The 22781-nt window shown below is 71.2% G+C and carries 19 protein-coding genes and 2 pseudogenes; 17 read left to right on the top strand and 4 right to left on the bottom strand.

What is annotated here, in order from left to right; translation table 11 throughout:
* Positions 1–121: 121 nt before the first annotated feature.
* The 4 genes from AC4IHM_RS13525 to AC4IHM_RS13510 all read left to right on the top strand — a co-directional run bounded on the left by AC4IHM_RS13525 (position 122) and on the right by AC4IHM_RS13510 (position 5724).
* On the top strand, positions 122–3082 hold the full coding sequence (locus AC4IHM_RS13525; RefSeq protein WP_490867292.1) for a BTAD domain-containing putative transcriptional regulator: 2961 nt from the start codon (positions 122–124) through the stop codon (positions 3080–3082).
* 13 nt (positions 3083–3095) lie between these two features.
* Positions 3096–3833, top strand: a complete 738-nt coding sequence (locus AC4IHM_RS13520; protein WP_490867291.1) for a prepilin peptidase — start codon at positions 3096–3098, stop codon at positions 3831–3833.
* Positions 3834–3911: 78 nt separating this feature from the next.
* Positions 3912–5111 (top strand): cyclic dehypoxanthinyl futalosine synthase, encoded by a 1200-nt coding sequence (gene mqnC / locus AC4IHM_RS13515; protein WP_490867290.1) that lies wholly within the window; start codon positions 3912–3914, stop codon positions 5109–5111.
* A gap of 7 nt (positions 5112–5118) precedes the next feature.
* Positions 5119–5724 (top strand): imidazolonepropionase-like domain-containing protein, encoded by a 606-nt coding sequence (locus tag AC4IHM_RS13510; RefSeq protein WP_490867289.1) that lies wholly within the window; start codon positions 5119–5121, stop codon positions 5722–5724.
* A gap of 6 nt (positions 5725–5730) precedes the next feature.
* Here AC4IHM_RS13510 and AC4IHM_RS13505 read toward each other — a convergent pair whose 3' ends face one another.
* Entirely contained in the window at positions 5731–6738 is a 1008-nt protein-coding gene (locus AC4IHM_RS13505; protein WP_490867288.1) for a chitinase, read from the bottom strand.
* Positions 6739–6867: 129 nt separating this feature from the next.
* Between AC4IHM_RS13505 and AC4IHM_RS13500 the strand changes: the two genes are divergently transcribed.
* Positions 6868–7563 carry a demethylmenaquinone methyltransferase gene (locus AC4IHM_RS13500; RefSeq protein WP_490867287.1) on the top strand — a complete coding sequence of 232 codons (696 nt, stop codon included), beginning with the start codon at positions 6868–6870 and terminating at the stop codon, positions 7561–7563.
* 44 nt (positions 7564–7607) lie between these two features.
* Here the strand turns inward: AC4IHM_RS13500 and AC4IHM_RS13495 are convergent, their stop codons facing one another.
* The gene (locus AC4IHM_RS13495) at positions 7608–8123 is read right to left on the bottom strand and encodes a GNAT family N-acetyltransferase (RefSeq protein WP_490867286.1); all 516 of its coding nucleotides are present in this window, start codon (positions 8121–8123) and stop codon (positions 7608–7610) included.
* Between the two features lie 98 nt (positions 8124–8221).
* Here AC4IHM_RS13495 and AC4IHM_RS13490 point away from each other — a divergent pair.
* Positions 8222–9506, top strand: a pseudogene (locus AC4IHM_RS13490) (geranylgeranyl reductase family protein).
* On the opposite strand, the gene def reads toward AC4IHM_RS13490, so the two are convergent.
* Positions 9507–10130 (bottom strand): peptide deformylase, encoded by a 624-nt coding sequence (def, locus tag AC4IHM_RS13485; protein WP_490867285.1) that lies wholly within the window; start codon positions 10128–10130, stop codon positions 9507–9509. It abuts the pseudogene before it with no gap.
* 159 nt (positions 10131–10289) lie between these two features.
* On the bottom strand, positions 10290–11144 hold the full coding sequence (locus AC4IHM_RS13480) for a C40 family peptidase (RefSeq protein WP_490867284.1): 855 nt from the start codon (positions 11142–11144) through the stop codon (positions 10290–10292).
* A 736-nt stretch (positions 11145–11880) separates the two neighbouring features.
* Between AC4IHM_RS13480 and AC4IHM_RS13475 the strand changes: the two genes are divergently transcribed.
* From AC4IHM_RS13475 to nuoK, 11 genes and pseudogenes are all read left to right on the top strand, one after another.
* Positions 11881–12240: an NADH-quinone oxidoreductase subunit A gene (locus AC4IHM_RS13475; protein WP_003974383.1), complete on the top strand. Its 360-nt coding sequence runs from the start codon at positions 11881–11883 to the stop codon at positions 12238–12240.
* Between the two features lie 12 nt (positions 12241–12252).
* Entirely contained in the window at positions 12253–12807 is a 555-nt protein-coding gene (locus AC4IHM_RS13470) for a NuoB/complex I 20 kDa subunit family protein (protein ID WP_161166212.1), read from the top strand.
* The gene (locus AC4IHM_RS13465) at positions 12804–13559 is read left to right on the top strand and encodes an NADH-quinone oxidoreductase subunit C (RefSeq protein WP_490867283.1); all 756 of its coding nucleotides are present in this window, start codon (positions 12804–12806) and stop codon (positions 13557–13559) included. Before AC4IHM_RS13470 ends, AC4IHM_RS13465 begins: the two co-directional genes overlap by 4 nt.
* Positions 13556–14891: pseudogene (locus AC4IHM_RS13460) on the top strand (NADH-quinone oxidoreductase subunit D). The gene AC4IHM_RS13465 and the pseudogene AC4IHM_RS13460 overlap by 4 nt, the downstream one beginning before the upstream one ends.
* Entirely contained in the window at positions 14888–15760 is an 873-nt protein-coding gene (gene nuoE, locus AC4IHM_RS13455; RefSeq protein WP_490867282.1) for an NADH-quinone oxidoreductase subunit NuoE, read from the top strand. The pseudogene AC4IHM_RS13460 and the gene nuoE overlap by 4 nt, the downstream one beginning before the upstream one ends.
* On the top strand, positions 15757–17106 hold the full coding sequence (gene nuoF, locus AC4IHM_RS13450) for an NADH-quinone oxidoreductase subunit NuoF (RefSeq protein WP_490867281.1): 1350 nt from the start codon (positions 15757–15759) through the stop codon (positions 17104–17106). The genes nuoE and nuoF overlap by 4 nt, the downstream gene beginning before the upstream one ends.
* Positions 17103–19631 carry an NADH-quinone oxidoreductase subunit G gene (locus tag AC4IHM_RS13445; RefSeq protein WP_490867280.1) on the top strand — a complete coding sequence of 843 codons (2529 nt, stop codon included), beginning with the start codon at positions 17103–17105 and terminating at the stop codon, positions 19629–19631. The genes nuoF and AC4IHM_RS13445 overlap by 4 nt, the downstream gene beginning before the upstream one ends.
* The gene (gene nuoH, locus AC4IHM_RS13440; RefSeq protein ID WP_490867279.1) at positions 19628–21004 is read left to right on the top strand and encodes an NADH-quinone oxidoreductase subunit NuoH; all 1377 of its coding nucleotides are present in this window, start codon (positions 19628–19630) and stop codon (positions 21002–21004) included. Before AC4IHM_RS13445 ends, nuoH begins: the two co-directional genes overlap by 4 nt.
* Positions 20997–21638, top strand: coding sequence for an NADH-quinone oxidoreductase subunit NuoI (gene nuoI, locus AC4IHM_RS13435; RefSeq protein ID WP_490867278.1), 642 nt, complete (start codon positions 20997–20999; stop codon positions 21636–21638). The genes nuoH and nuoI overlap by 8 nt, the downstream gene beginning before the upstream one ends.
* Positions 21635–22474 (top strand): NADH-quinone oxidoreductase subunit J, encoded by an 840-nt coding sequence (locus AC4IHM_RS13430; RefSeq protein WP_490867277.1) that lies wholly within the window; start codon positions 21635–21637, stop codon positions 22472–22474. The genes nuoI and AC4IHM_RS13430 overlap by 4 nt, the downstream gene beginning before the upstream one ends.
* A complete protein-coding gene (gene nuoK, locus AC4IHM_RS13425; protein ID WP_003974374.1) occupies positions 22471–22770 on the top strand; it encodes an NADH-quinone oxidoreductase subunit NuoK in 300 nt (99 codons plus the stop codon). The genes AC4IHM_RS13430 and nuoK overlap by 4 nt, the downstream gene beginning before the upstream one ends.
* The last annotated feature ends 11 nt before the right edge of the window (positions 22771–22781 follow it).

Here is a 22781-nt window from a genome sequence, read left to right as displayed (position 1 = left end):
AGTTGTGAGACGGGACAGCCCGGTGCCTTCGCCGCTGTCGGTCGGAGTCCATAAGATCTCGGTAGGCTCAGCACACCCCTCGTACCGGCCCGCACACGACACACGACCCAGGACTCCGCCCATGCCGCGACGCCGCACCTCAAGCTCCGCAAGCTCGACGGCTCCCTCGGCACCGAGGAACCGGACGCCCCAGCCGGTGCGGGTGCGGCGGCGGTCGTTCGGGGACTTCGTCAAGGCGCTCCTGGCCTTCGTCGTGCTGGCCGGACTGGTCCTCGGCGTGCCGCTCGCGCTGGCCACCCAGATCGGCTGGCCGCTGCCCCACGGCGCGCCCGGCCTCGACTGGCTGCAGCGCGAGATCACCGTGCAGACCTTCCTGCACATCCTCACCGTCATCGTCTGGCTCGCCTGGGCCCAGTTCACCGCCTGCGTGCTCGTCGAGGTCAAGGCCGCGCTGTCCGGCGTCGGGGTGCCGGGACGGGTGCCCGGATCCGGGCCCAGCCAGTTGCTGGCCCGGCAGCTCGTCGCCGCCCTGCTGCTCGTCGGCGCCACCGCGGCGAGCCTCACACCGGGACTGTCGCAGCTCGGGCAGAACCTGGAGGGCAACCAGCGGCCGTCCGTCGCCGCCGCCCAGCAGACGCCGGGGATCTTCGCCCAGCAGCAGGAGCAGGCCGCCGCCACCGCGGGCGCCCTCGCCGAGCAGGCCGGACAGGCCGGGCAGGCCGCGGGCCGGGCGGAGAGCGGCCCCGCACAGCACGGCGACACGAAGTACTACCGGATCCAGCCGCCCGAGGGGCGTCACCACGACTCCCTCTGGGAGGTCGCCGAGCGGCACCTCGGCGACGGACGCCGGTACAAGGAGATCTTCGAACTCAACAAGGACCGCGTGCAGCCCGACGGCTCCCGGCTGTCCGAGGCCAGCCTCATCCGGCCCGGCTGGATCATGGAGATGCCCGGCGACGCCCGCGGCGGCGAACTCGTCGAGATGCCCGACGAGGCGCCGAGCGTCTCCGAGCAGGTGCAACAGCAGATACACGACTACGCCCGGACCGGCGACCAGGCGCGGGGCGGCGGCGGAGCACAGGGCGACGCCCACGTCTCCCTGCCCGAGCAGCGGCCCGCCCCCGCGACCCCGGCCCCCGGCGCCACGACCGGCCCCGGCCAGGAGCATGCCGCCCCCGCTCAGTCGGGACACGCCCTCGGGCTCCCCGAGGCCCTGCTCGCCGCCCCTCTCCTCGCCGCCGGTCTCCTCGGCGCCCTCGGCCGCCGGCGCCGGCAGGCCCTGTGGCAGTCGGCGCTCGGAGCCGTCGGCGGCCGGCGCGGCATGGAGCCGCCCACACCGGCCGGCGACGCCCAGGACGTGCACGACGCGCTGCTCGTCGGCGCCGACCCCGACGGCGTACGCCTGCTCGACCGGTCGCTGCGCGGGCTCGCCTCCTCCCTCACCGCCGAGTCGCGCGCGCTGCCCGTCGTCTACGCGGCCTGGATGAGCGGCAACGGCGACCTGCACCTGCAACTGGCCCAGCCCGCCGGGAAACCGCCGGCCCCCTGGCAGGTCGGGCAGGACCAGACCTTCTGGATGCTGGCCCGCGCCGACGCCGAGCGGTACGAGGACGCCGACACCGCCGCGCCGTACCCCGGTCTCGTCAGCCTCGGCACCATGGACGACTCCCGGCTGCTGCTCAACCTGGAGGCCGTGCCCGGCCTCGTCTCGCTCAGCGGCACCGAGGCCGACCGGGCCGCCGTGTTCGCGTCGGTCGCCGCCGAACTGGCCACCAACGGCTGGTCGGACCGCATGACCATCACCCTGGTCGGGTTCGGCGACGACCTCACGCCCCTCGCGCCCAACCGGATCCGCCACCTCGACGGGTTCGAGGACCTCTTCGAGACCATGTCCGCCGAGACCCGGCAGCGCCGCGGCGCGCTCGGGGCCGCCGGGCACGACTCCGTGCTCACCGGCCGCACCGGGCCCGCCCAGCACACGCGTTGGGCCCCGCACCTCGTGCTGCTCGCCGCCCAGCCCTCCGACGAGGACGCGCTCCGCCTCGCCGAACTCGCCGCCGACGCGGGCCGCCTGGGCATCGGCTACCTCGTCGGCACCGAGGGCACCGATCTGCCCGGCGCCGCCTGGGAGATGGAGATCACCGGCGAGGGCAAGCTGCTCGCCCCGCTCCTCGGCCTCGAACTGGACGCCCAGTTGCTGCCGACGGCGCAACAGCGGGCCGTCGTCGAGCTGTTCACCGACGCCGACCCCGAGCGCGGGCCCGGCGCACCGGCCAACACCCCGCCGTTCCTCGTCGACATCAGCGAGCAGGGACGGCCCGCGGTCTACGCCCGCCTCGTCGGGTCGTACGAGATCATCGGCCTGGACGCCCCCGACGGCGAGCGCAGCGCCCAGCTCCACGAGGCGCTGGCGCTGCTCCTGCTGCACCGCGAGGGCGTCCACCCGCGCGTGCTCTCCTCCGCGCTGTGGCCGCGCGGTGCGACGGCGGACGTGCGCGACGCGCTGCTCGAACGGCTGCGGGCCTGGCTCGGCACCGACGCCGACGGCACGCCGAGGCTCGGCACCGACGCCACCGGACGGCTCACGCTCGCCAAGTCCGTCGTCTCCGACCTCGACGTACTGCGCTCCCTGTACTACGAGGCCACGCAGGGCCGGGGCGTCGACAGCCGCCAGGTGCGCGGGCGGCTGCTCACCGACGCGCTGGTGCTGGTGCGCGGGCCGCTGCTCGCCGACCGGCCCGAGGGGCGCTACCGCTGGCTCACCCACGAGATCATCGACGCCCAGCTCCCGCTGCTCGTCGCGGACACCGGCCTGGCGCTCTGCGAGTTCCACCTGGAGAAGAACCGCGCGGAGAAGGCCATCGAGGCGCTCGACGCGGCGCTGCGCACGGCCCCCGCCGACGAACGCCTGTGGCACGAGCTGCTGCGCGCCACGCACGCCACGGACGACGCCGACCGGCTCCGCACCCTCGCCGCCGACCTCATCGGCCGCAGCGGCGCGCGCGGTCTGCCCCCGCGCACCGAGGCCCTGCTCGACGAACTGCTGCCGACCTGGCGCGACGGCGTCGCGGCAGCGGGCTGATCCGGGCTGCCGGATGAGCCCCGACCTGCTGGTCGTCCTCGCCGCCGCGCTCTGGGGCGCGGCGGCGGGCGCGCTGCTGCCCCGCGCGGTCTACCGGTTCTCCGCCCCGTCGGGCGAGGCGTGGCGCGAGCGGTGCCCCCGGGAGCATCCGGTCCGGGGCTGGCTCGGCCGGGCCAGGTGCGGGCGGTGCGCGTCCGGCGCCGCCCCGTACGGTCCCCGTGCCGGCGCCCTCGCCGCCGTCACCGCCCTCGTGTGCGCCGCCCTCGCCGCCGCGACCGGGACCCGCCCGGAGCTGGCCGTCTGGCTGCTGCTCGCGCCGGTCGGGGTGCTGCTGGCCGCCGTCGACCTGCGGGTACGGCGGCTGCCCGACCCCCTGACCCTGCCGCTGGCCGGCGCCGCGCTCGTGCTGCTCGGCCTCGCCGCGCTCGTGCCCGAGCACGCCGGGCGGTGGACCACCTCCCTGCTGGGCGCCCTCGCGCTCGGCGCCGGCCATCTCGTGCTGTTCCTCGTCAACCCCGCCGGCATGGGCTTCGGCGACGTCAAACTGGCCCTCGGCGCCGGTGCCGTACTGGGCTGGTACGGCTGGCCGACGGTGATGCTGGGCACCTTCGCCGGGTTCCTGCTGGGTGCGCTCTACGGCGGCGCACTCGTCGTCGCCCGCCGGGCGGGGCGCAAGACCGCGATCCCGTTCGGGCCGTTCCTCGTCGCGGGCGCGTTCCTCGGTGTCCTCGCGGGGGCCTGCGCGGCCTGACGGCCACGGGGGAAAACCGCTGGCGTAGGCTGGTGCGGTCCGTCCACAACCCTTACGAAGCTTGCGAAAGGGACGCCGGTGACCGAGAAGGCCGACCTTCAGCCCATCCTCGACCGCGCCGCCGCCGGTGGGCGGATCACCCCCGAAGAGGCGCTCGACCTCTACCGCGACGCCCCGCTGCACGCGCTGGGCGCCGCCGCCGACGCCGTACGCAGGCGCAGGTACGCCGGTACCGAGCACATCGCCACGTACATCATCGAGCGCAACATCAACTACACGAACGTGTGCGTCACGGCGTGCCGGTTCTGCGCCTTCTACGCCGCGCCCAAGGACACCGCCAAGGGCTGGACCCGCGACCTCGCCGACATCCTGCGCCGCTGCGCGGAGACGGTCGAGCTGGGCGGCACGCAGATCATGTTCCAGGGCGGCCACCACCCGGACTTCGGCGTCGAGTACTACGAGAGGCACTTCGCCGCCATCAAGAAGGAGTTCCCGCAGCTCGTCATCCACAGCCTGGGGGCGAGCGAGGTCGAGCACATGGCCCGGATCTCGAAGGTGTCCGTGGACGAGGCGATCCGCCGCATCCACGAGGCCGGTCTCGACTCCTTCGCCGGCGCGGGCGCGGAACTCCTGCCCGCCCGCCCCCGCAAGGCCATCGCGCCGCTGAAGGAGTCCGGCGAGCGCTGGCTGGAGATCATGGAGATCGCGCACGGCCTGGGCGTGGAGTCGACCTCCACCATGCTCATGGGCACCGGCGAGACCAACGCCGAGCGCATCGAGCACCTGCGCATGATCCGGGACGTGCAGGACCGCACCGGCGGCTTCCGCGCCTTCATCCCGTACACCTACCAGCCCGAGAACAACCACCTGAAGGGCCGCACCCAGGCCACGCTCTTCGAGTACCTGCGGATGATCGCCATCGCCCGTGTCTTCCTCGACAACGTGGCCCACATCCAGGGCTCCTGGCTGACGACGGGCAAGGAGGTCGGCCAGCTCTCCCTGCACTACGGCGCCGACGACCTCGGCTCGATCATGCTGGAGGAGAACGTGGTGTCCTCGGCCGGTGCCAAGCACCGCTCCAACCGGCTGGAGATCATCGACCTGATCCGCAGGGCCGGACGCGTCCCGGCGCAGCGCGCCACGACGTACGAGCACCTCGTCGTGCACGACGACCCGGCGAACGACCCGGTCGACGAGCGGGTCGTCTCCCACATCTCGTCCACGGCGATCGAGGGCGGCACCGCGCATCCCGAGCTGAAGCTCCTCACCTCCAACTGACCGGCCCGTGCTCACGATCCACGCCGACTCCAGGGACCGGGCGTTCGCCGTCGAGGGCGAACGGATCCGCGCGGCGGGCCCGTTGGAGGACCTCACGGCGGCCCATCCGCGCGCCCGGCTGCGGCAGTGGCCCGGCATCCTCACGCCGGGCCTGGTCAACATGTACGGCGACGAGTTGCTTGAGGAGTCCTACCACCCCGATCCGCGCGAGGCCGACGCGCTCGGCACCGAGCCGCTGACCGGAGACGCGCTCGCGGCCCTGGCACCGGACGAGGCGCGCCGGGGCGCGAGTGCCCGGCGCGGGCTGCAACGCATGCTGGCGCACGGCACGGTGGCGGTGGCCTGCGGGGAACTGCGCGTCCGCGCCGTGCGGGACGCCGTACGCCGCTCCGGTGTGGGGGTGGTGGGCCGGCTCGGGCGTCCCGACGGGGTGCCCTCGCTCGACCCGTACGCCTCCGGGCGGCCGGTGACCTTCGCGCCGCCGAGGCAGCCCGGCTCCGCCGCCCGGTTCGCGGTCTTCGACGTCCCGCACGAGAGCGCGCTCGCCGAGGCGGGGGCCGGCACCTGCGTGGCGACCGTCGTCGCGGGCCGACTCGTGTACCGGCGGCGCTGAACGGCCCTACGCCCCGAACGCCTTCGCGAACGCGCCGGGTTCCTGCTCGACCCCGCTGCACTCGGTCGACGCGGCGTCCGCCGAGGCGTCTTGGGCGCACTGCCGGTCCCGGAAGGCCGCCCACATCGACACCCAGGCGATCCCCTTCTCCTCGGCGAACGCCCGGACCTCGGCCGCGTCCGCGAGGGTGAACGTCTCGCCGGCGACGTCGTTGACGCCGAGCATCGACGTCAGCGCCATGCCCCGCCAGGCGTCCGCGGCCGAGGTCCCGAAGACCTTCCTCAGCTGGGTGTGCGCGGCCTTCGCCGAGGTGAGCGCGTACTCGCCCATGTCTGCGGTGTAGGACTCGCCGTAGTTCATGGTCATGAGGTTGACCGTGGAGACCTGTACGGCGTGGTCGTTGGCGGACGCCAGCAGCGCCAGACCGGCGCCGTCCAGGCCGGAGGGCATGACCGGGAGGGTGAAGGTGACGTCGAGGTCGCTCCGTTGCTTCTGGAGCAGCGCGATCGCCTCCGAGCGCCGGGCGACGGAGTCCGCGTCGGCCAACTCCTCGCCCTCAACGTCGAAGTCCGCCCGCGCGGAGCCGGCCGCGTCCAGCGCCTCGCCGTACGCCGCGGCCAGTTCCGAGGCGCTGTCGCAGGCCGCCGCCAGCTCCGTTCCAAAGGCGCCGCCGAAGGAGACGCGGACGGCGGCGCCGGACTTCCCGAGCCGCTCGGCGCGCGAGGCGACGGAGGCGTCGCCGATGTCCTGGACGCCGTTCCAGCTCGGGACGCAGTCGTCGCCGGAGGCGATGACGAACGCCAGGTTGTACGCCGCCGGGGAGCCCGCCGTGTCGCTCGCGGACGCCGTGGTGGCGCTGACGTAGGGGGCGTACGCGGTGCCGCCCGGCGCGGCGGACGCGGACGAGGGGGGCGCCGCGTCCGCCGTGCCGCCGTCCTGCCCGGCACATCCCGCGGTCACCAGGGCCGCGAGCAGCAGGGCGAGGTGGGCCACCGGCCTGCGGACAGTGCTCATCGAACACGCTCCCGTTCTCGTCGTCGGACCCATGATGCTCCCCCTCCCACCGGGCGCGGGCGGCGTTCGTGCCGCCGTGCGGAAGAGGCCGTGCCCGCCGCCGTGGACCGGTGCTGCAACAATGGGCCGGTGACCCGCGCCTCCCTGAACAAGCAGCCGCACGAAGTCGCCTCGATGTTCGACCACGTCGCGCAACGGTACGACCTGACGAACGCCGTGCTGTCGCTCGGCCAGGACCGGGCATGGCGCAAGGAGGTCGCCCGAGCCGTCGACGCCCGCCCCGCGCAGAAGATCCTGGACCTCGCGGCGGGCACGGCCACCTCCTCCCTGCCCTTCGCCCGCACCGGCGCCTACGTCGTCCCCTGCGACTTCTCCCTCGGCATGCTCCAGGTCGGCAAGGAGCGGCACTCCTGGCTGCCGTTCACCGCGGGCGACGCGACCCGGCTGCCCTTCAAGGACGATGTCTTCGACGCCGTCACCATCTCCTTCGGGCTGCGCAACGTACAGGACACGGACGCTGCGCTGCGCGAGATGCACCGGGTGACGCGGCCCGGCGGCCGGGTCGTCATCTGCGAGTTCTCGCACCCGACCTGGGCGCCGTTCAGGACCGTCTACACCGAGTACCTGATGCGCGCCCTGCCGCCGGTGGCCCGCGCGGTCTCGTCCAACCCCGACGCGTACGTCTATCTCGCCGAGTCCATCCGCGCCTGGCCCGACCAGCCGGCGCTCGCGAAGCGGCTGGGCGGGGCCGGCTGGTCCAAGGTGGCGTGGCGCAATCTGACCGGCGGAGTGGTGACGCTGCACCGGGGGTTCAAGACCGGCTGAGCGGGCGCGGCGCGGCCGGGCGGCTCCCCGTCACGGCGGGTGCGTCACGAAGCGGGCAGGGAGAGCCGGTAGCAGTGCCCCAGCTGCTCGGCGGAGGGGATCGTGAAGACCTCGGCGAGCCGCATGCCCAGCCGTTGAGTGACCGCTATGGACCGGGTGTTGCGGGCGTCGACCATCGCGACCACCTCCGCCACGCCCGAGGCACGCACTCGCTCCAGGGTCTGCCGGGCCGCCGCCGTGACGTACCCCTTGCCCCAGTGCGCCCGCCCGAGGCGCCAGCCGATCTCGATCTCCCCCTTGGGGCCCCAGTCCCGCGGCCAGGGCTGGGCGCCGGTGAAGCCCACCACCTGTCCGGACTCGTCCACCATGGTCCACAGGCAGAAGCCGTGCTCGGCGTCGTGCCGGCGCTGCCGGGCGGTCAGCTCCTCGTAGACGGACAGCTCCGCGGGCCTTCCGCCGTGGAACTCCATGACGTCCGGGTCGTCGAAGATCCGGTGCCAGGCGACGGCGTCCTCGTCGGTGGGGACGCGCAACCGCACAACGGGGAGAGGTCGGTTCACGGGGCAGCCCTTCAGCCGGGTGATCGGTGACGCTGAATAGACTGCCCATGTCCAGTGCCCGTCGGCACGCACATTTCGAACTCTGGGGAGATCCCGCCGTGACCGAGCCCCTCTCCGACAACACCGCCGATGTGATCGTCGTGGGCGCGGGGCCAGCCGGCTCCACCACCGCCTACCACCTGGCCAAGGCAGGGCTCGAACGTCCTCCTGCTGGAGAAGACCGCCTTCCCCCGGGAGAAGGTCTGCGGTGACGGTCTGACCCCGCGTGCGGTCAAACAGCTCGTGGCCATGGGCATCGACATCTCCGAGGAGGCCGGCTGGCTGCGCAACAAGGGCCTGCGCATCATCGGCGGCGGCTCCCGCCTCCAGCTCGACTGGCCGGATCTCGCCTCCTTCCCGGACTACGGACTCGTCCGCAAACGCGACGACTTCGACGAGCAGCTCGCCCGGCAGGCCCAGAAGGCGGGCGCGCGCCTGTACGAGCGCTGCAACGTCGGCGCCCCGGTCGTCGACGACCACACCGGCCGCATCACCGGTGTGCACGCCAGGCTGGGGGAGGACAAGCAGGAGGTCACCTTCCGCGCCCCGCTGGTCGTGGCCGCCGACGGCAACTCCACGCGGCTGTCCCTGGCGATGGGCCTGCACCGCCGCGAGGACCGTCCGATGGGCGTCGCGGTCCGCACGTACTTCACCTCGCCCCGCCACGACGACGACTACCTGGAGTCCTGGCTGGAACTGTGGGACCGGCGCGGCGCCCAGGACCGCCTGCTGCCGGGCTACGGCTGGATCTTCGGCATGGGCGACGGCACCTCGAACGTCGGCCTGGGCGTGCTGAACACCTCCGCCGCCTTCAAGGAACTCGACTGGCGCGAGATCCTCAAGGCCTGGTGCGCGTCCATGCCGGAGGACTGGGGCTACACCCCGGACAACATGACGGGACCGATCCGCGGCGCCGCCCTGCCCATGGCCTTCAACCGCCAGCCGCACTACACCAAGGGCCTGCTCCTCGTCGGCGACGCCGGCGGCCTGGTGAACCCCTTCAACGGCGAAGGCATCGCCTACGCCATGGAATCCGGCCAGATCGCCGCCAACGTCCTCGTCCAGGCGCACGCGCGGGCCACGCCGGCCCAGCGCGAGATCGCCCTGCAGCGCTACCCGCGCGTCCTCAAGGACACCTACGGCGGCTACTACACGCTGGGCCGCGCCTTCGTGAAGCTCATCGGCAACCCGAAGGTCATGCAGATCGCCACCCAGCGCGGCCTGACCCACCCCATCCTGATGAAGTTCACCCTGAAGATGCTCGCCAACCTGACGGACCCGACGGGCGGCGACGCGATGGACCGCATCATCAACGGACTGAGCAAGGTCGCGCCGAAGGCCTGATCAGGCGAGGGCCGCGGCTCTGGCGGACCGGCGCGCGAAGACCTCCTCGCGCCGGTCCGCCGACTGCCGCAGCGCCGCCTTCCGGTCGCGCGCGGAGAGCCGGTCCAGGTAGACGTGCCCGTTCACGTGGTCGGTCTCGTGGGCGAGGCAGCGCGCGAAGTAGCCGGTGCCCTCGACGAGAAGCGGCTCGCCGTCCTTGTCGAGGCCGCGCACGACGGCCCGGTCGGGCCGCGGTACGGCCATGACGGCGCCCGGCACCGACAGGCACCCCTCGCCCTCGTCGAGCAGCCGCCGCCCGGCCGGGTCGAGGGGTTCGATGACCGGGTTGGCGATGTGCCCGACATGTCGGACACCGTCGTCGTCGGGGCAGTCGTAGACGAACAGGCGCAGGTCGACGCCTACCTGATTCGCCGCCAGCCCGGCCCCCTCCGCGACGTACATCGTGCGGAACATGTCGTCGATGAGCGCGGCGAGGTCGGGTCCGAACTCGGTGACGTCCCGGCACGGCCGGTGCAGCACTTCCTCGCCCACCTCGGTGACACGCCGCACCGACCCGCGCCGGGCCTCGGGCGCGAGCGGGGGATACGCGGCGGCGGGCCGTCCCTGTACGAACACACTGGGCATGACGTTCTCTCCTCGGGCTCGTGGCCGGGCCGGTGGGAGACCGGCCCGCGCCGAGCATGCCAGGAGAGACCGAAGGGCCGCAGCCCCCCGAGCGGTCGCGGCCCTTCGTACGGAAGTGTCCGTTCGTACCGAAGTGTCCGTGTTGTGCGTGGGCGTGGACTACAGCACGCGCACCGCACCGCTCGGCGGGTCGTACGACAGGGGCTTCATGACCACGCCGGTGGAGGAGTTCTGCGCGCCGACGAACATGCCGTCGCCGACGTAGACGCCCACGTGGTACGCGCTGCCCGCGCCGCCCCAGTACAGGATGTCGCCCGGCTGGAGATTGCTCAGCGACACCTGGGTGCCGGCGGTGGACTGGTCCTGGGAGACCCGGGGGAGGCTGATGCCCACCTGCTTGAAGGCGGCCTGCACCAGACCGGAGCAGTCGTAGGCGGAGGGGCCGGTGGCACCCGAGACGTACGCCTTGCCGACCTGGGCCTGCACGAAGGAGACGACCGCGGCGGCCGAACCGGTGGCCGTGGACGTGGACGGAGCGGTGGACGCGGACGTGTCGGCGCTGACGCCGCCGCCCGTGCCGCCGGACGAGCCGGTGTTCACCGAGGCGGTGAGGGCGGTGCGTTCGGCGGTGCGCGAGGCGCGCTCGGCGGCGGCCTTGCGCGCGGTCTCCTGGGCCTTCTTCTTGGCCGCGGCCTTCTTCTTGGCCTCGGCGAGGTCCGACTTGGCCTGCTTGGCGGCCTTCGTGGCCGCGGCGTCGCGCTCGGCCTGGAGCTGGTAGCTCGCCGCCGCCTGCTGGGTGACGTCCGCGGACTGGGCGACCTGAGCGGCCAGGTCGGTCGTCAGGGTGGGCAGTTCGAGGGTCTGCGTGACCGGCTCGGCCGCGCTGGCCGAACCCGCCGCACCGGCCACTGCCAGGGTGCTGAGGACGCCACCGGCAACTCCGGCCCGCATCGCGATGGTCGACGCGCTGCGGCGGGGCTTCCGGTGGCTGCGTATGTGAGCGGTGTGGGACATAGGGACAACCGGTATCAGTAGCTCCTCCATACCTTCAAGAAACGTGTGCTGTGCCACAGTTGTTCAATCGGATCTACGAATCCCGGGCGTGTCGCTCTTTATTGACGCCGTAACGGACATTGCGGACGCGCTGTAATCGGCCTGTGATCACGTACTTTGATCGTTACGCCCGAATTGCCCCGCGCTTACCACTGGTTGGGACGGTTGGCCAAGCCCGGTTCTCGGACGCTCTCGCGGATGTGGTGCAGGTCACGGAACGGTTGCGTCGGCGCCCGCGTCACCCGCGGCGCTCGTGAACGCGTGCACGTGTCCACATCGCACCCCGATCTTCCCCCCGATGTGTGAACGCGTCCTCTATCAAGGGATCGTGTCCAGCACCAATTTGCATGCAAGGGAAGCATCTTGATATGGAGACGCCTTCCGTCCATGCCCTCTGGCCAGCGGCGACGAGCGAAAATGTCACCTCTGGTGATCACCTGAACGCTTCTTGTGTGAAGATCACCGCTCATCCGACTTCATGATCGTTCGTCAGGTGGTGGAGATCACAAAGCTTGAGCAATACCCCGTGTCGCAGATCACAGAGCGACAGGCATAGGATGCGAGGCAGTTGGGCTTGTGACCCGCTTCACATGTTCGCGATCTTCGCCGGACCAGCGAGGTTCGTGGGTCTGCCGGGGCGGCTGTGAGTCCAGTGCAACCGCCAGCAGTCAGTGCCGACTGAGAGGAGCGAGGAGCGGTGAACGCGTATGCGCCCATCCTCGTACTGGGAGCCCTCGGGGCAGGCTTTGCGATCTTCTCCGTGGTCATGGCCACGCTGATCGGTCCGAAGCGGTACAACCGGGCGAAGCTCGAGGCCTACGAGTGCGGCATCGAGCCGACCCCCACGCCGGCCGGCGGCGGGCGCTTCCCCATCAAGTACTACCTGACGGCGATGCTCTTCATCATCTTCGATATCGAGATCGTCTTCCTCTACCCCTGGGCCGTCACCTTCGACGCCCTGGGGATTTTCGGGCTCGTGGAGATGCTGCTCTTCGTGCTCACCGTCTTCGTCGCGTACGCGTACGTATGGCGGCGCGGCGGCCTGGAATGGGACTGAGGGGCCTTTGACATGGGACTCGAAGAAAAACTGCCGAGCGGCTTCCTGCTGACCACCGTCGAGCAGGCCGCGGGCTGGGTGCGCAAGTCGTCCGTCTTCCCCGCCACGTTCGGCCTCGCCTGCTGTGCCATCGAGATGATGACCACCGGCGCCGGCCGCTACGACCTGGCGCGCTTCGGCATGGAGGTCTTCCGTGGCTCTCCGAGGCAGGCGGACCTGATGATCGTCGCGGGCCGGGTCAGCCAGAAGATGGCGCCGGTGCTGCGGCAGGTCTACGACCAGATGCCGAACCCGAAGTGGGTGATCTCCATGGGGGTCTGCGCCTCCTCGGGCGGCATGTTCAACAACTACGCCATCGTCCAGGGCGTCGACCACGTCGTCCCGGTCGACATCTACCTCCCCGGCTGCCCGCCGCGGCCCGAGATGCTGATGGACGCCATCCTCAAGCTCCACCACAAGATCCAGAACTCCAAGCTCGGAGTGAACGCCGAGGAGGCGGCCCGCGAGGCGGAGGAAGCGGCACTCAAGGCCCTGCCCACCATCGAGATGAAGGGGCTCCTGCGATGAGCGGCGCGAACGGCACCGGCGGCGCGGGCGACGGAGTCAACCCCGACAAGGACCTCTCCGCCGAGAACCTCCCGGGCCAGCGCGGCCGGGGCGGCGAGGAGATCCGCGTCCAGCGCGGCATGTTCGGCGCCAACAACGGCGGCGACACCTCCGGCTACGGCGGCCTGGTCCGCTCCGTCCGACTCCCCGGACCGTCGAGCAGGCCCTACGGCGGCTGGTTCGACGAGGTCGCCGACGAACTGGAGGGCGCGCTGGAGGAGCAGGGACTCCTGCCCGACAACGCCATCGAGAAGACGGTCGTCGACCGCGAGGAGCTGACCTTCCACATCGAGCGCGAGCACCTGGTCCGGGTCGCCCGCACGCTGCGCGACGACCCGGCCCTGCGCTTCGAACTGTGCACCGGCGTCAGCGGCGTCCACTACCCGCACGACAAGGGCCGCGAGCTGCACGCCGTCTACCACCTGCGCTCGATCACCCACAACCGGCTGATCCGGATCGAGGTCAGCGCGCCCGACGACGACCCGCACATCCCGTCGCTGTCCGCCGTCTACCCGACCAACGACTGGCACGAGCGCGAGACCTACGACTTCTTCGGCATCGTCTTCGACGGTCACCCGGCCCTGACGCGGATCATGATGCCGGACGACTGGCAGGGCTTCCCGCAGCGCAAGGACTACCCCCTCGGCGGCATCCCCGTCGAGTACAAGGGCGCCCAGATCCCGGCTCCGGACCAGCGGAGGTCGTACTCGTGAGCAGCACACAGTCAGCATCGACGGCCTCCGCGCGGGAGACCACCGAGGGCACCGTCTACACGGTCACCGGCGGCGACTGGGACGAGGTCGTGCAGTCGGCCGCCCGCGCCGACGACGAGCGCATCGTCGTCAACATGGGGCCGCAGCACCCGTCCACGCACGGAGTGCTCCGCCTCATCCTGGAGATCGACGGCGAGACGGTCACCGAGGCCCGCTGCGGCATCGGCTACCTGCACACCGGCATCGAGAAGAACCTCGAATACCGGACCTGGACGCAGGGCACCACGTTCGTGACGCGCATGGACTACCTGACGTCGTTCTTCAACGAGACGGCGTACTGCCTGGGCGTCGAGAAGCTCCTCGGCATCGAGGACCAGATCCCCGACCGGGCCACCATCATCCGGGTGCTGCTGATGGAGCTGAACCGGCTCTCCTCGCACCTGGTGTGCATCGCCACCGGCGGCATGGAACTCGGCGCCACCACGATCATGATCTACGGCTTCCGCGATCGTGAACTGGTCCTCGACATCTACGAGCTGATCACCGGCCTGCGGATGAACCACGCGTTCATCCGTCCGGGCGGCCTCGCCCAGGACCTGCCGCCGGGCGCCGTGGACCACATCCGCGAGTTCGTGAAGAAGATGCGCAAGAACCTCCCGGAGTACGACAAGCTCGCCACCGGGAACCCCATCTTCAAGGCCCGCATGCAGGAACGTCGGCTACCTCGACCTGGCCGGCTGCATGGCCCTCGGCACCACCGGCCCGGTGCTCAGGTCCACCGGCCTGCCGCACGACCTGCGCAAGGCCCAGCCGTACTGCGGCTACGAGACGTACGACTTCGACGTCCCGACCGCCGACACCTGCGACGCCTACGGCCGCTTCCTGATCCGCCTGGAGGAGATGCGGCAGTCGCTCCGGATCGTCGAGCAGTGCCTCGACCGGCTCCAGCCCGGCCCGGTCATGGTCGCCGACAAGAAGATCGCCTGGCCCGCCCAGCTCGCCCTGGGACCGGACGGACTGGGCAACTCCCTCGACCACATCAAGAAGATCATGGGCACCTCCATGGAGGCCCTGATCCACCACTTCAAGCTGGTCACCGAGGGCTTCCGGGTACCGCCGGGCCAGACCTACGTGGCGGTCGAGTCGCCCAAGGGCGAACTCGGGGCGCACGTCGTCTCCGACGGCGGCACCCGCCCCTTCCGGGTCCACTTCCGGGATCCGTCCTTCACCAACCTTCAGGCCATGGCGGCGATGTGCGAGGGCGGCCAGATCGCCAACGTCATCGTCGCCGTGGCGTCCCTCGACCCCGTGATGGGAGGCGTCGACCGGTGACCACCTCTTCTTCGGAGCGGGACGTCAGCCTGGGCATGCCGGAGCTGCCCGCGCCCGCCTACCCGGACGACATCCGGGCCCGGCTGGAGACCGACGCGCGCGAGATCATCGCCCGCTACCCGGACTCCCGGTCCGCCCTCCTGCCCCTGCTGCACCTCGTGCAGTCCGAGGAGGGCCACGTCACGCGCACCGGGATGCGGTTCTGCGCGGACATGCTCGACCTCACCACGGCCGAGGTCACCGCGGTCGCCACCTTCTACACCATGTACCGGCGCCGGCCGAGCGGCGACTACCAGGTCGGCGTCTGCACCAACACGCTGTGCGCGGTCATGGGCGGCGACGCCATCTTCGAGTCCCTCCAGGAGCACCTGGGCGTCGGCAACGGCGAGACCACCGAGGACGGCAAGGTCACCCTGGAGCACATCGAGTGCAACGCGGCCTGCGACTTCGCGCCGGTCGTGATGGTCAACTGGGAGTTCTTCGACAACCAGACCCCGGCGAGCGTCAAGAGCCTCGTCGACGACCTGCGCGCCGGACGCGAGGTGAGCCCCACGCGCGGTGCGCCGCTGTGCACCTTCAAGGAGACCGCCCGGATCCTGGCGGGCTTCCCCGACGAGCGGGACGGCGCCGTCGCGGCCGGCGGCAGCGCGGGTCCCGCCTCCCTGGCCGGGCTGAAGCTGGCCAGGGGCGAGGCGCCCGCCGCGCGCGTGGTGCACCCGCGGGACGGCGGGCCGCACGACGCGCCGCAGGACCGGGCCGTGCACGACCCGTCACCGACGGAGCACCTCAGCTCGCACGACGCGCCGCAGGACACATCGGCATCCGACCCGTCCCACCCGGCCGGGCCCACAGCCGAGGAGGGGGAGTGATGACCTTGGCAGCCGAGATCAAGGGCACCAGCCCGGAGAAGCTGCTCGCACCGGTGCTGTCGGCCTTCTGGGACGAGGACGAGTCCTGGACTCTCAACGTCTACCGGAGACACGAGGGGTACGAGGGGCTCCGCAAAGCGCTGGCGATGCCGCCGGACGACCTGATCGCGTACGTCAAGGACTCCGGTCTGCGCGGACGCGGCGGCGCGGGGTTCCCGACGGGGATGAAGTGGCAGTTCATCCCCCAGGGGGACGGCAAGCCCCACTATCTTGTTGTCAACGCCGACGAGTCGGAGCCGGGGACGTGCAAGGACATCCCGCTCCTCTTCGCGAACCCGCACAGCCTCATCGAGGGCATCGTCATCGCGTGCTACGCCATCAGGTCGTCGCACGCCTTCATCTATCTGCGTGGTGAAGTCGTCCCGGTACTGCGGCGGTTGCACGAGGCCGTGCGCGAGGCCCGCGCGGCCGGCTTCCTCGGCGAGAACATCCTGGGCAGCGGACTCGACCTCGAACTCACCGTGCACGCGGGCGCCGGCGCGTACATCTGCGGTGAGGAGACCGCACTGCTCGACTCGCTCGAAGGCCGCCGGGGTCAACCGCGGCTCCGTCCCCCCTTTCCCGCCGTCGCGGGCCTCTACGCGTGCCCGACTGTGGTGAACAACGTCGAATCGATCGCATCGGTTCCCGCGATCCTCAACAAGGGCAAGGAGTGGTTCAGGTCGATGGGCAGCGAGAAGTCCCCGGGCTTCACGCTCTACTCGCTCAGCGGCCACGTCGCAGGACCCGGCCAGTACGAGGCCCCGCTCGGCATCACACTGCGCCAGCTCCTCGACATGAGCGGCGGCATGCGCCCCGGCCACCGCCTGAAGTTCTGGACACCGGGCGGCTCCTCGACCCCGATGTTCACCGACGAGCACCTCAACGTCCCCCTCGACTACGAAGGAGTGGGCGCCGCCGGCTCCATGCTCGGCACCAAGGCGCTCCAGTGCTTCGACGAGACGACCTGCGTCGTGCGCGCCGTCACCCGCTGGACCGAGTTCTACGCCCACGAGTCCTGCGGCAAGTGCACACCCTGCCGAGAAGGCACCTACTGGCTCGTCCAGTTGTTGCGCGACATCGAGGCCGGCAAGGGCGCCATGTCCGACCTCGACAAGCTGAACGACATCGCCGACAACATCAACGGCAAGTCCTTCTGCGCCCTCGGCGACGGCGCCGCCTCGCCGATCTTCTCCTCGCTCAAGTACTTCCGCGAGGAGTACGAGGAGCACATCACGGGCCGCGGCTGCCCCTTCGACCCGGCCAAGTCGACGGCCTGGGCCGACCGCACGGAGGTGAAGGCATGACCGTATCCCAGTCCCTGAGCGGCTCCGCCGCGGGCCGACGCGCCTCGGCAGGGGGAGAGGCGGCGCTCCCGCCGGAGGACCTCGTGTCGCTGACGATCGACGGCGTCGAGATCAGCGTGCCCAAGGGCACCCTGGTCATCCGGGCCGCCGAACAGCTCGGCATCGAGATCCCCCGGTTCTGCGACCACCCCCTCCTCGACCCGGCCGGCGCCTGCCGCCAGTGCATCGTCGAGGTCGAGGGACAGCGCAAGCCCATGGCGTCCTGCACCATCACCTGCACCGACGGGATGGTGGTCAAGACCCAGCTCACCTCGCCGGTCGCCGAGAAGGCCCAGCACGGTGTGATGGAGCTGCTGCTCATCAACCACCCGCTGGACTGCCCGGTCTGCGACAAGGGCGGCGAGTGCCCGCTGCAGAACCAGGCGATGTCGCACGGCCAGGCCGAGTCCCGCTTCGAGGGCAGGAAGCGGACCTACGAGAAGCCCGTGCCGATCTCCACCCAGGTGCTCCTCGACCGCGAGCGGTGCGTGCTGTGCGCCCGCTGCACCCGCTTCTCCAACCAGGTCGCGGGCGACCCGATGATCGAGCTGATCGAGCGGGGCGCGCTCCAGCAGGTCGGCACCGGCGAGGGCGACCCCTTCGAGTCGTACTTCTCCGGCAACACCATCCAGATCTGCCCGGTCGGCGCGCTCACCTCGGCGGCCTACCGGTTCCGCTCCCGCCCCTTCGACCTGATCTCCTCGCCGTCCGTGTGCGAGCACTGCTCCGGCGGCTGCGCGACCCGCACCGACCACCGGCGCGGCAAGGTCATGCGGCGCCTCGCGGCCAACGAGCCCGAGGTCAACGAGGAGTGGATCTGCGACAAGGGGCGCTTCGGCTTCCGGTACGCGCAGCAGCGCGACCGGCTGAACACGCCCCTGGTGCGCAACGCCGAGGGCGACCTGGAACCGGCCTCCTGGCCGGAGGCCCTGCAGATCGCCGCGCAGGGGCTGCTCGCCTCCCGGGGCCGCACCGGTGTGCTGACCGGCGGCCGGCTCACCGTCGAGGACGCCTACGCGTACAGCAAGTTCGCGCGCGTGGCGCTCGACACCAACGACATCGACTTCCGCGCGCGCGTGCACAGCGCCGAGGAGGCCGACTTCCTGGCCGCCCGGATCGCCGGCCGCGGCCGTGACCTGGACGGCACGGGCGTCACCTACGGCGCGCTGGAGAAGGCGCCCGCCGTGCTGCTGGTCGGGTTCGAGTCCGAGGAGGAGGCGCCCGGCGTCTTCCTGCGGCTGCGCAAGGCCTGGCGCAAGCACGGCCAGCGGGTCTTCTCGCTGGCCACACACGCCACCCGCGGTCTGGAGAAGGCCGGCGGCACGCTGCTTCCCGCCGCCCCCGGCACCGAGACCGAGTGGCTGGACGCCCTCGCGAGCGGCGTCGGGCTTGAGGAGTCCGGAGTCGGGGCCGCCGAGGCGCTGCGCGCCGAGGGCGCCGTGATCGTCGTCGGCGAGCGGCTGGCCTCCGTGGCCGGCGGCTTCAGCTCCGCCGTGCGGACGGCCACCGCGACCGGCGCCCGGCTGGTGTGGATTCCGCGCCGCGCCGGGGAGCGCGGCGCGGTCGAGGCGGGCGCGCTGCCTTCGCTGCTGCCCGGCGGGCGCCCGGCCACCGACCCGCGCGCGCGGGCGGAGGTCGCCGCCCTGTGGGGCCTGGCCGACCTCCCGCACCGCTACGGCCGCGACACCGGCGAGATCGTCGAGGCCGCGGCCCGCGGCGAACTCCAGGCCCTCCTGGTGGCGGGCGTGGAGGTCGCCGACCTGCCCGACCCGGCACGCGCGCGTGAGGCACTCGTCGAGGCCGGCTTCGTGGTGTCGCTTGAGCTGCGGCCCGGCGAGGTCACCGAACGCGCCAACGTCGTCCTGCCCGTCGCCGCGGTCGCCGAGAAGCCGGGAACCTTCCTCAACTGGGAGGGCCGGGTGCGCTCCTTCGACGCCGCGCTCAAGCCCGACCAGATGACCCGCCGGCTCGCGCCCACCGACGGCCGCGTGCTCCAGATGCTGGCCGACGCCATGGACATCCACCTCGGGCTGCCGGACCTGCGCACCACACGCGCGGAGATCGACCGGCTCGGCGCCTGGGACGGGCCGCGGGCCGGTGAACCGCTGCACACCGCGGGCGCGCTGCCCCGGCCGGCCGCCGGAGAGGCGGTACTGGCCGGGCACCGGCTGCTGCTCGACCAGGGCCTTCTCCAGCAGGGCGACGAGGCGCTCGCCGGCACCCGGCACGCCGCACACGCGCGCGTGTCGGCCGCCACGGCCGCCGAGGCGGGCGTCAAGGACGGCGACGTGCTGGCCGTGACCGGCCCCGCGGGCTCCGTCGAACTCCCGCTGCACGTCACCGAGATGCCCGACCGGGTGGTCTGGCTCCCGCTGAACTCGACCGGCACCGGCGTCGCCTCCGACGCCGGGGTACTGCCCGGAACCCTCGTCCGCATCGGCCCGGCGACGCCCGCGGGCGCAGCCCCCAAGGAGGTGGAGGCATGAGCCCGTACCTCGCCGCCGAAGATCTTTCGATGTTCGGCACCGACCCCTGGTGGCTGGTCGTCGTCAAGGCGGTGTTCTGCTTCGCCTTCCTGATGGTGACCGTGCTGTTCTCGATCGTCTGGGAGCGCAAGGTCGTCGCCTGGATGCAGTTGCGCGTCGGCCCGAACCGGAACGGCCCCTGGGGCATGCTCCAGTCGCTCGCCGACGGCATGAAGCTGATGCTCAAGGAAAACGTCGTCGTCAAGCGCGCCGACAAGGCGGTGTACGTCCTCGCACCGGTCGTCGCGGCCATCCCGGCCTTCATGGCGATCGCGGTGATCCCCTTCGGACCGGCAGGCAACGAGGTCTCGATCTTCGGTCAGCGCACCGCGATGCAGCTCACCGACCTGCCGATCGCCCTGCTGTTCATCCTGGCGGTCGCCTCGGTCGGCATCTACGGCATCGTGCTCGCGGGGTGGAGTTCCGGGTCGACGTATCCGCTGCTCGGCGGCCTGCGGTCCTGCGCGCAGATGATCTCCTACGAGATCGCGATGGGCGCCGCGTTCGCCTCCGTGTTCCTCTACTCGGGGTCGATGTCGACGTCGGAGATCGTCGCCCAGCAGAACGACCGCTGGTACATCGTGCTGCTGCCGGTCTCCTTCATCATCTACATCGTCACCATGGTCGGCGAGACCAACCGCGCCCCCTTCGACATGCCCGAGTCCGAGGGCGACCTGGTGGGCGGCTTCAACACCGAGTACTCGTCGATCAAGTTCGCGATGTTCATGCTTGCCGAGTACGTGAACATGGTGACGGTCTCGGCGGTGGCCATCACGCTGTTCCTCGGCGGCTGGCGGGCCCCCTGGCCGATCAGCACCTTCTGGGAGGGCGCCAACCACGGCTGGTGGCCCCTGCTCTGGTTCGTGGTCAAGGTCCAACTGCTGCTGTTCTTCTTCATTTGGCTGCGCGGCACGCTGCCCCGGGTCCGCTACGACCAGTTGATGAAGCTCGGCTGGAAGGTCCTCATCCCGGTCTCCCTGGTCTGGCTGATGCTGGTCGCGACCGTGCGGGCGCTCAGGAACGAGAACTACGGCTTCACCGACATCGCCCTCTACATCGGCAGCGGAGTCCTGGTCCTGCTGTTGCTGTCCTTCGTCGTCGACATGTACCGCGATAAGGGCAGGCGGGCCGAGGGCCAGGCCGAGGAGCCGGCCGGCTTCGACCCGATGGCCGGCGGGTTCCCCGTGCCGCCGATGCCCGGACAGGAGGTGCCACCGGTGCCACGACGCCGACCCCGCCGGGAGCGGGAGCTGATTGTCAGTGGTGGGCCCGATACTCACAGTGATGGACCCCTGGGCGGATCTACGGATGGAAAGGAGGCGTCCGATGGCTGAGGAACCCAAGGAGACCGACCCCGGTTTCCTGAACCCCGTGGCCGGCTTCGGTGTGACCTTCAAGGCCATGTTCAAGAAGCGGCTGACCGAGCAGTATCCGGAGCAGCGCAAGACCACCGCACCGCGCTTCCACGGACGGCACCAGCTCAACCGCCATCCGGACGGCCTGGAGAAGTGCGTCGGCTGCGAACTGTGCGCCTGGGCCTGCCCCGCCGACGCGATCTACGTCGAGGGCGCGGACAACACCGACGAGGAGCGCTACTCGCCCGGTGAGCGCTACGGCCGCGTCTACCAGATCAACTACGCCCGCTGCATCCTGTGCGGCCTGTGCATCGAGGCGTGCCCCACGCGCGCGCTGACGATGACCAACGAGTTCGAGCTGGCCGACTCCAGCCGGGCCAACCTCATCTTCACCAAGGACCAGTTGCTCGCCGGCCTCGAGGAGGGCATGGTCGACTCGCCCCACGCCATCTACCCGGGCACGGACGAGCAGGACTACTACCGGGGCCTGGTCACCGAGGCCGCCCCCGGCACCGTCCAGCAGACCGCCCACACCGAGCAAGAGGTGGTCCAGGAGGCCGCCTCCACCTTCGGCGCGCAGGAACCGGCGTCGGAGGAGGTGATCCGCCGATGACCGCGCAGCTCGCCGCCTACTCCACCTCCACCGGAGAGGCCGTCCAGTTCTGGATCCTCGGCACGGTCGCGGTGATCGGCGCCCTGTGCACCGTCTTCATGAAGAAGTCCGTGCACAGCGCGCTCTGCCTCGCCGGGACCATGATCGTCCTGGCGGTGTTCTACCTCGCCAACGGCGCCTATTTCCTGGGCATCGTGCAGGTCGTCGTCTACACCGGCGCCATCATGATGCTGTTCCTGTTCGTGGTCATGCTCGTCGGTGTCACCGCGGCGGACTCGCTGAAGGAGACCATCAAGGGCCAGCGCTGGCTGGCCCTGCTGTCCGGGCTCGGCTTCGGCATCCTGCTGATCGCCGGTATCGGCAACGCCTCCATCACGGAGTTCAGCGGCCTCGCCCAGGCGAACGCGAACGGCAACGTGGAGGGCCTCGCCTCCCTCATCTTCACCAAGTACGTCTTCGCCTTCGAGATCACCGGTGCCCTGCTCATCACGGCCGCCGTCGGCGCCATGGTGCTCACCCACCGCGAGCGCACCGAGCGCGCCACTACTCAGCGCGAGCTGTCCGAGCGGCGTGTCCGCGACGGCAAGCAACTGCCGCCGCTGCCGGCACCCGGTGTGTACGCCCGGCACAACGCGGTCGACATGGCGGGCCTGCTGCCCGACGGCACCCCCTCGGAGCTGACCGTCAGCAGGACGCTGCGCGAGCGGGGGCAGATCCGCGAGGTGTCGCTGGACGCCCTGGGCGAAGTCAAGACCCTGGAGCGGCGGGCCGAGGAGCGCCTCGACCGCACGGACGAGGCGGCCGACTCCGGGCAGTCCGAGGAGGCGTCGCAGTGAACCCCGTCAACTACCTCTACCTCGCGGCCCTGTTGTTCACGATCGGCGCCACCGGCGTGCTGATCCGGCGCAACGCGATCGTGGTCTTCATGTGCATCGAGCTGATGCTCAACGCCTGCAACCTCGCGTTCGTCGCCTTCTCCCGCATGCACGGCAACCTCGACGGCCAGATCATCGCCTTCTTCACGATGGTCGTCGCCGCCGCCGAGGTCGTGGTCGGGCTCGCGATCATCGTGTCCCTGTTCCGTTCCCGCCACTCGGCCTCGGTCGACGACGCCAGTCTGATGAAGCTGTGAGGGGTCGCTGA

Source organism: Streptomyces sp. SL06 (assembly GCF_058244745.1).
This window is presented reverse-complemented; position numbering and strand designations above follow the sequence as displayed.